This window comes from Bradyrhizobium sp., from assembly GCF_035935975.1.
Classification (GTDB): domain Bacteria; phylum Pseudomonadota; class Alphaproteobacteria; order Rhizobiales; family Xanthobacteraceae; genus Bradyrhizobium.
In genome coordinates this window covers 369,146-376,624 of record NZ_DASYWN010000055.1, presented here as the reverse complement: position 1 = coordinate 376,624, position 7,479 = coordinate 369,146, and the positions used below count along the sequence as shown (strand labels likewise).

At 65.2% G+C, this 7,479-nt stretch carries 5 protein-coding genes; 3 read left to right on the top strand and 2 right to left on the bottom strand.

Annotated features, from left to right (window positions below; genetic code table 11):
• Positions 1–1,148 precede the first annotated feature (1,148 nt).
• Positions 1,149–2,873, top strand: coding sequence for a dihydroxy-acid dehydratase (gene ilvD, locus VGR99_RS35390; protein WP_326904579.1), 1,725 nt, complete (start codon positions 1,149–1,151; stop codon positions 2,871–2,873).
• A complete protein-coding gene (locus tag VGR99_RS35385; RefSeq protein WP_326904578.1) occupies positions 2,860–3,681 on the top strand; it encodes a tetratricopeptide repeat protein in 822 nt (273 codons plus the stop codon). Before ilvD ends, VGR99_RS35385 begins: the two co-directional genes overlap by 14 nt.
• 125 nt (positions 3,682–3,806) lie before the next feature.
• Here the strand turns inward: VGR99_RS35385 and xth are convergent, their stop codons facing one another.
• Complete coding sequence (xth, locus tag VGR99_RS35380) at positions 3,807–4,604, bottom strand: exodeoxyribonuclease III (RefSeq protein ID WP_326904577.1); 798 nt, start codon at positions 4,602–4,604, stop codon at positions 3,807–3,809.
• Positions 4,605–4,739: 135 nt separating this feature from the next.
• Between xth and VGR99_RS35375 the strand changes: the two genes are divergently transcribed.
• Positions 4,740–7,070 carry a hybrid sensor histidine kinase/response regulator gene (locus VGR99_RS35375; RefSeq protein WP_326904576.1) on the top strand — a complete coding sequence of 777 codons (2,331 nt, stop codon included), beginning with the start codon at positions 4,740–4,742 and terminating at the stop codon, positions 7,068–7,070.
• Positions 7,071–7,078: 8 nt separating this feature from the next.
• Here the strand turns inward: VGR99_RS35375 and erpA are convergent, their stop codons facing one another.
• Complete coding sequence (erpA, locus tag VGR99_RS35370) at positions 7,079–7,408, bottom strand: iron-sulfur cluster insertion protein ErpA (RefSeq protein WP_326904575.1); 330 nt, start codon at positions 7,406–7,408, stop codon at positions 7,079–7,081.
• Between the last annotated feature and the right edge of the window lie 71 nt (positions 7,409–7,479).

Here is a 7,479-nt window from a genome sequence, read left to right as displayed (position 1 = left end):
GCAGCGTCGGGCGCGAGAGGTTAAGGGCAGGGCGGATGCTCTCCGTGGGCCCAAGACTTCGTGCCGACGAGCGGCGCTGTCAGGTTCGTTTCGCCAGTAAGTTTCCGGCTCCGTCGACAGGGCCGGGAAAACTGCGGCGAGGAGCGAGCCGTGCGTACGGCAAAACCGTGTGGTCCTGGCCGTCGTTGCTACGGTCAAGCCTTGGCGAATGCGGCATTTGCGTCAACCGACGCGGTGCCGGCGACTTTCGCGAAGGTGAGGGAGGCCAGAAGGAATTCGGCTCCCGGGAGAGCACGGCATAAGCCGTCCGACCATCGCGCAGGGAAGGCCGTGTGTTGGGCTTCACCTGTTGCTGCTGTGCGGTTTTCTCTGCGCACCCTTTCGCGCAGCGGACCGCGGGTGCCGCCGGCACCCGGCCTTCCCTGCGCCCTCTTGGCGAAGAGGGTGGCGAGATCAAGCAAAGCTCGGGTGAAATCAGCCGCGAGGATGCGAAGGCGTGTCCACGAGCCTGTAGGATGGGTAGAGCGAAGCGAAACCCATCATGTTCCGGCGACGATGATGCGCGATGGGTTTCGCTTCGCTCTACCCATCCTACGAGTGCGCGTTGGGAGAACTGCGTGCCGCCCCTTGCTCCGTCATTGCGAGGAGCGACTTGTCCGCCGTAGCTCGAAGAGCCAAGGCGGAAGCGTGCCCACGACTTCTCGCATCGTGACCGAAATCGTGGGCGCGGCGCTTTGCGCCTTTGCCTACCCCACGGCACTGCGTCCTGTCGCTCGCACCTCTGGCAGCGGTGGAGGCGACTCACTTCGAGTGCACCCAGCCATCGCCGCAAAATTGGGCGCGCTTCGTGTGTCCTAAAATCTCAAGTTGTGGATTGTCATCTTCACAAGGGTATCGCGGTAAGCCAACCCGTGTCTTCCTGGCCACGATTGTGCTGCTTAAGCAACACTCACGCCGGATTTAACCCTCATCACCGGTCGTTCGCATCAGCGCCGCTTTTTGGCCACACCCGAACATGAATAAAATCGCTCTAATGTTTCAGGGGCTGGGCTGGTCCCTTGCAGGCGACGGGAAATCCCAAGGTCGATTCAAATCTTGGGTCTGACGTTCCGGGTCTGACAAGGGTTAGCCAAGGAAACTGGTTAGCGATGGACGCGAAGAGCAACATCAAGCACAGGCTGCCGAGCCGTCACGTGACGGAAGGCCCTGCGCGCGCGCCGCACCGGTCCTATTTCTACGCCATGGGTCTGACCACCGAGCAGATCCACCAGCCCTTCGTCGGCGTCGCCTCGTGCTGGAACGAGGCCGCTCCCTGCAACATCGCCCTGATGCGCCAGGCGCAGGCGGTGAAGAAGGGCGTCGCGTCGGCCGGCGGCACCCCCCGCGAGTTCTGCACCATCACCGTCACCGACGGCATCGCCATGGGCCATGACGGCATGCGCTCCTCGCTGCCGTCGCGCGAATGCATCGCCGATTCCGTCGAGCTGACCGTCCGCGGCCATGCCTATGACGCCCTGGTTGGGCTAGCCGGCTGCGACAAATCGCTGCCGGGCATGATGATGGCGATGGTCCGCCTCAACGTGCCCTCGATCTTCATCTATGGCGGCTCGATCCTGCCCGGCAATTTCCGCGGCCAGCAGGTCACCGTGCAGGACATGTTCGAGGCGGTCGGCAAGCACTCGGTCGGCGCCATGTCCGACGAGGACCTCGACGAGATCGAGCGCGTGGCGTGCCCCTCGGCGGGCGCCTGCGGCGCACAGTTCACCGCCAACACCATGGCGACTGTCTCCGAGGCGATCGGTCTGGCGCTGCCTTACTCGGCCGGTGCCCCTGCACCGTACGAGATCCGCGACGCCTTCTGCATGACCGCGGGCGAGAAGGTCATGGACCTGATCGCCCAAAACCTCCGGCCGCGCGACATCGTCACCCGCAAGGCGCTGGAAAATGCTGCGGCCGTGGTCGCAGCATCCGGCGGCTCAACCAATGCTGCACTGCACCTGCCGGCGATCGCGCACGAGTGCGGGATCAAGTTCGATCTGTTCGACGTCGCCGAAATCTTCAAAAAGACACCTTATGTCGCGGATTTGAAGCCGGGCGGCCGTTATGTCGCCAAAGACATGTTTGAAGTAGGTGGCATACCGCTTCTGATGAAGACGCTGCTCGACAACGGATTTCTCCACGGCGACTGCATTACGGTCACCGGTCGAACGATCGCCGAAAACCTCAAAAGCGTGAAATGGAATCCGCACCAGGACGTGGTGCACCCGGCAGATAAGCCCATCACCGTCACCGGTGGTGTGGTCGGTCTGAAGGGCAATTTGGCGCCAGAAGGTGCGATCGTGAAAGTCGCGGGAATGTCCAACCTCAAGTTTACCGGTCCGGCCAGGTGCTTCGACCGGGAGGAGGACGCGTTCGAGGCTGTTCAGAACCGGACCTATAAGGAAGGCGAAGTCATCGTCATCCGCTACGAGGGCCCCAAGGGCGGCCCCGGCATGCGGGAGATGCTCCAGACCACCGCGGCGCTGACCGGCCAGGGCATGGGCGGCAAGATCGCGCTCATCACCGACGGCCGCTTCTCCGGCGCCACCCGCGGCTTCTGCATCGGCCATGTCGGCCCCGAGGCGGCCATCGGCGGCCCGATCGGGCTGCTCGAGGACGGCGACATCATCGAGATCGACGCCGACGCCGGTACCCTTAACGTAAAATTGAGTGACGCTGAGCTCGCTCAGCGCAAGACCAAATGGAGCGCTCGCGCGACTAACCACACGTCGGGTGCGCTTTGGAAGTATGCTCAGCAGGTTGGACCAGCGGTCGGAGGGGCAGTAACCCATCCGGGCGGCGCGCACGAGAAGCAGTGCTATGCGGACATCTAGGCGTACCATTGTTGCGTTTGTGTTGGGGGCCAGTGCGCTGGCCATGCCGGCGTTCGCCTTCGACGGCTCGCCGGCCAACAACAAGGACGCCACCATCCCGGTCGTGACCACGCTGCCGGGTGCTGCGGGTGCGGTGCGCAGCAAAGTAGCGCCGCCGGCCCAGGAAACCTCGCTCAGTGCACTGCAATATGCCGCCGAGGGCGGTCATCCCGGCGCGCAGTTCAAGCTCGGCCGCATGTATGCCAATGGCGATGGCGTCGCCCAGGACGACGTGCGCGCCTTCGAATATTTCAGCCGGATCGCCAACGCGCATGCCGACGACAGCCCGTCGGCGCCGCAGGCCCAGATCGTGGCCAACGCCTTCGTCGCGCTCGGCCGGTACTATCTGAACGGCATCCCGAACTCGAAGATCAAGCCGGACCAGGACCGGGCGCGGGAGATGTTCTCCTACGCGGCCTCCTATTTCGGCAATGCGGACGCCCAGTACGATCTCGCCCGCCTGTATCTGAAGACGCCGGACGCCTCGCGCGAGGACTTCCGCTATGGCGCGCGCTGGCTCGGCCTTGCCGCCCAGAAGGGCCAGCACGAGGCTCAGGCGCTGCTCGGCCAGATGCTGTTCAACGGCGACCGCCTGCCGCGGCAGGCCGCGCGCGGCCTGATGTGGCTGACGCTGGCCCGTGACAGCGCCGGCACCGAAGAGACCTGGATCAAGGAAAGCTACAACCGCGCCTTCGCCAAGGCCTCCGACGACGATCGTGCCATGTGCCTGCAAATGCTGGAACAGTGGGTGCAGGGCCGCCGCGAGTAGGCTCCACGTGCAGTCATTCCGGGGCGATGCAAAGCACCCAGCCCGGAATCTCGAGATTCCCCGGTGCGCAATTGCGCACCTGAGGTTCGGCTCTTCGAGCCGCCCCGGAATGACGGCGCTGATGGCTACGCCGCCTCCAGATCCAGATCCGCCCACACCGGCACGTGGTCCGACGGCTTCTCCCAGGCCCGCACATAGCTGTCGATCCCGACATTGGCGAGCTTGTCGCTGGCCTGCGGCGACAGCAGCAGATGGTCGATCCGCAAGCCGTGGTTCTTCTGCCAGGCGCCGGCCTGGTAGTCCCAGAAGGTGTAGAGCCCGGGCTCGTCGGTGACGGCGCGCAGGGCGTCGGTCAGGCCGAGGCCGAGCAGGGCCTGAAAGCTCTCCCGCGTCTCGGGCTTGAAAAGCGCGTCCTCGGTCCAGGCCGCGGGGTTATGGACGTCGCGGGCATGCGGGATGACGTTGAAGTCGCCTGCGAGGATCAGCGGCTCCTCGGTCTTAAGGCGCTCCTTCGAATACTCAAGAAGCCGCGACATCCATTTGAGCTTGTAGGGATATTTCTCGGTCCCAACCGGATTGCCGTTGGGCAGATAAAGACAGGCGATACGCATCACGCCGGACTTGAGCGTCACCACGCCCTCGAGGAAACGGGCATGGGCGTCCTCGTCGTCGCCGGCGAGCCCCGACTTGGTCTCGTCGAAGCGGAGCTTCGAGAGCAGCGCGACACCGTTGAACGTCTTCTGCCCGTGCGTGACCACGTTGTAGCCGAGCGCCTCGATCTCCAGCCGCGGGAAGGCCTCGTCGACGCATTTGATCTCCTGCAGGCAGACGATGTCCGGCTGGCATTCCTTCAGCCAGGTCAGCAGCAGGTCGATCCGCTGCCGGACCGAGTTCACGTTCCAGGTGGCAACTCTGATGGGCATGTCGGCAGGGCTCCGGGCAGGGGCCATGGTTAGAACAAACTGCCAACGCGCCCGTCAAGGACGCCGCAAAATCTCCCACAAAATTAACCCGGCTTAAGCGGGCCGCAGGCCATTGATACGGAAAAGGTTCCGTGGATGGGATGGCCGGTCAAAACTTCAGAGCGAGCTGAGCCGCGCGACGGGCTGGTCGGCGCGTTCCTGTACTGGCTCGGCGGCTTCGAGATCGAGGACGGCCTGACCGCCGATCTCAGCGAGCGCGAGCTGCGCCGGATCCGCGCCAAGCAGATCGACGCAGTGACGCGGCTGATCCCGGTGACGATGGCCGTCACCATGCTCAACGTCGCCATCGTGCTGATCCTGTTCTGGGGCAGGGGCTGGAACGACTTCCTCGCGGTCTGGGGCATGACGCTGGCCGTCACAGCCTCGCTCGCCGTGCGTTCGTGGCGGCGCTCGCATCGGACCCCGCCGCAGGAGGCCTCGCCCCGTGCCGCCGAGCGCATGCTGCGGCAGGCCTTCTTCCTCGCCGCGATCTGGGGCACGCTGCCGCTCGCCCTGTTCAGCCGGGTCGGACCGATCAGCCAGCTCATCCTGGCCTGTCTGATGGTCGGCATGATGTCGGGCGGCGCCTTCACGCTGTCGACGTTCCCGCGCGCCGGCCTCGTCTATCTCGCCACCATGACGGTCGCCTGCGCCGGCGCGCTGCTGCTGTGCGGCACCGGGCCGCATCTAGTGACCGCGGTGTTCCTGCTGCTGTTCGCGTTCTTCATGGCGCGCAACATCGTCTCGCAGGGCAATCTGTTCCTCGGCAATCTCAAGGCCCAGCTCGAGCTCGAGCGCCAGACCGAGATCATCTCGCTGCTGCTGAAAGACTTCCAGGAGAACGCCAGCGACTGGCTGTGGCAGACCGATGCGGAAGGTCATCTGACCGACGTGCCGCAACGCTTCGCCGACGTCGCGCAGTTGCCGTTGCCGCTGTTGAAGGGCTCGCACTTCGCCGACGTGCTCGACATGCTCTGCCCCGAGGACAAGGCGGCCGCCTACAACGTCGTCGGCCTGATGGAGCATGCCGAGCCGTTGCACGAGATGAACCTCAAGGTCGTCGCCGGCGGCGAGGCGCGGTTGTGGTCGCTGACCGCGAAACCCGCCTATGATCGCGACGGCCAGTTCCTGGGCTATCGCGGCTTCGGCCGCGACGTCACCGAGCGCTGGCGCGCGGAGAAGGCCGAGGCCGAGAGCCGGGCGAAGTCGGATTTCCTGGCGGTGATGAGCCACGAAATCCGCACGCCGATGAATGGCGTGCTCGGGCTTGCCAGCATGCTGCTCGAAACAAAACTCGATCCGGAGCAGCGCGAGGCCGTCACCACGATCCGCGAGTCCGGCGACAATCTGCAGCGCATCCTCAACGACATTCTCGACCTCTCCAAGCTCGAAGCCGGCCGCTTCCAGTTCGAGGCGATCGACTTCGCGCCGCAGGCCCTCGTCGAGACGGTTGCGACCGTCGCGCGCGCCAGCGCCAAGAGCAAGGGAATCGCGGTCAGGGTCGAGCTCGATCCGAACCTGCCGCCAACGCTGCGCGGCGACGTCGCGCGCATCCGCCAGGTGCTGCTCAATCTCGCCTCCAACGCGGTGAAGTTCACAGACGTGGGCGAGGTGACGATCTCGGCGACCTGCCAGGCGCGGCGCGATCTGCTCGCGACCGTCGAATGGGCCGTGACCGATAGCGGCATCGGCATTGCGCCCGAGAAGGTCGGTCAGCTCTTCAGCGACTTCGCGCAGGCCGACGCCTCGATCAGCCGCCGCTTCGGCGGCACCGGGCTTGGGCTCGCGATCTCCCGGCGCATCATCGAGCAGATGGGCGGCACCATCGGCGTCACGTCGACGCCGGGCGAGGGGTCGATCTTCCGCTTCACCCTGGTGCTGCCCTGGAGCCAGGCGCAGGCCTCCGACCAGGCGGCGGGTAGCGATGAAGCCGACGCGCTGAAGGCGCGCATTGCCGAACTCGACCGGCCCTTGAAGGTGCTGGTCGCCGAGGACGATGCCGTTAACCGCATGGTCGTCAGCAAGATGCTGGGAGCCTTCGAGGTCGAGCTGCGCGTCGTCACCGACGGCGTCCAGGCCGTCGAGGCGGCTTCAGAGGGCGATTACGACGTCGTGCTGATGGATGTGCGCATGCCCGACATGGACGGCCTTGCCGTGACCCGCGCGATCCGCGCGCAAGGCGGGCGCTTCGCGGCTCTGCCGATCATTGCGCTCACCGCCAATGCCTTCCCCGAAGACGTCAAGATCTGCCGCGAGGCCGGCATGTCGGACTTCCTGGCGAAGCCGCTGCGCAAGCCCGCGCTCGCTGCCGCCTTGCTGCGCGCGCTGGACGGCCACGCGATGTCGGAGGACGCGCCGCTGCAGCCGGAGCTGATGCCTGATGACGTGGAGTGGACCGACGAGGAAAGGCAGATGACGGGCGCTTAAACCGCGCGTCAGATCGAGAAGCTGGTGCCGCAGCCGCAGGACGCGGTGGCGTTGGGATTGTTGACGCGGAACGACGCGCCGATCAGATCGTCGACGAAATCGACCTGCGAGCCCGCCAGGAACGGCTGCGAAGCGGAATCGACCAGCACCACCGCATTCTCCTGCTCGATCACGAGATCGTCGTCGGTGCGGTCGCGGTCGATGTCGAACTTGTACTGGAAGCCGGAGCAGCCGCCGCCCTCGACGGAGATGCGCAGCATCGCGCCGGCGCCTTCGCCCTTGAGGATCTCCCCAATCCGGCGTGCGGCGCGGTCACTGATGGTCACGTCTGTCGTCATGGCTCGTCTCCGATAGTCCCGTGGTCATATCAAATTCACTTGGCAGATTCACTTGGCCAATTCATTTGGTA

Excerpts from the sequence above, each read along its gene's own strand:
- erpA (WP_326904575.1), bottom strand. The coding sequence starts at position 7,408 with ATGACGACAGACGTGACCATCAGTGACCGCGCCGCACGCCGGATTGGG.
- ilvD (WP_326904579.1), top strand. The coding sequence starts at position 1,149 with ATGGACGCGAAGAGCAACATCAAGCACAGGCTGCCGAGCCGTCACGTG.
- VGR99_RS35385 (WP_326904578.1), top strand. The coding sequence starts at position 2,860 with ATGCGGACATCTAGGCGTACCATTGTTGCGTTTGTGTTGGGGGCCAGT.
- xth (WP_326904577.1), bottom strand. The coding sequence starts at position 4,604 with ATGCCCATCAGAGTTGCCACCTGGAACGTGAACTCGGTCCGGCAGCGG.
- VGR99_RS35375 (WP_326904576.1), top strand. The coding sequence starts at position 4,740 with ATGGGATGGCCGGTCAAAACTTCAGAGCGAGCTGAGCCGCGCGACGGG.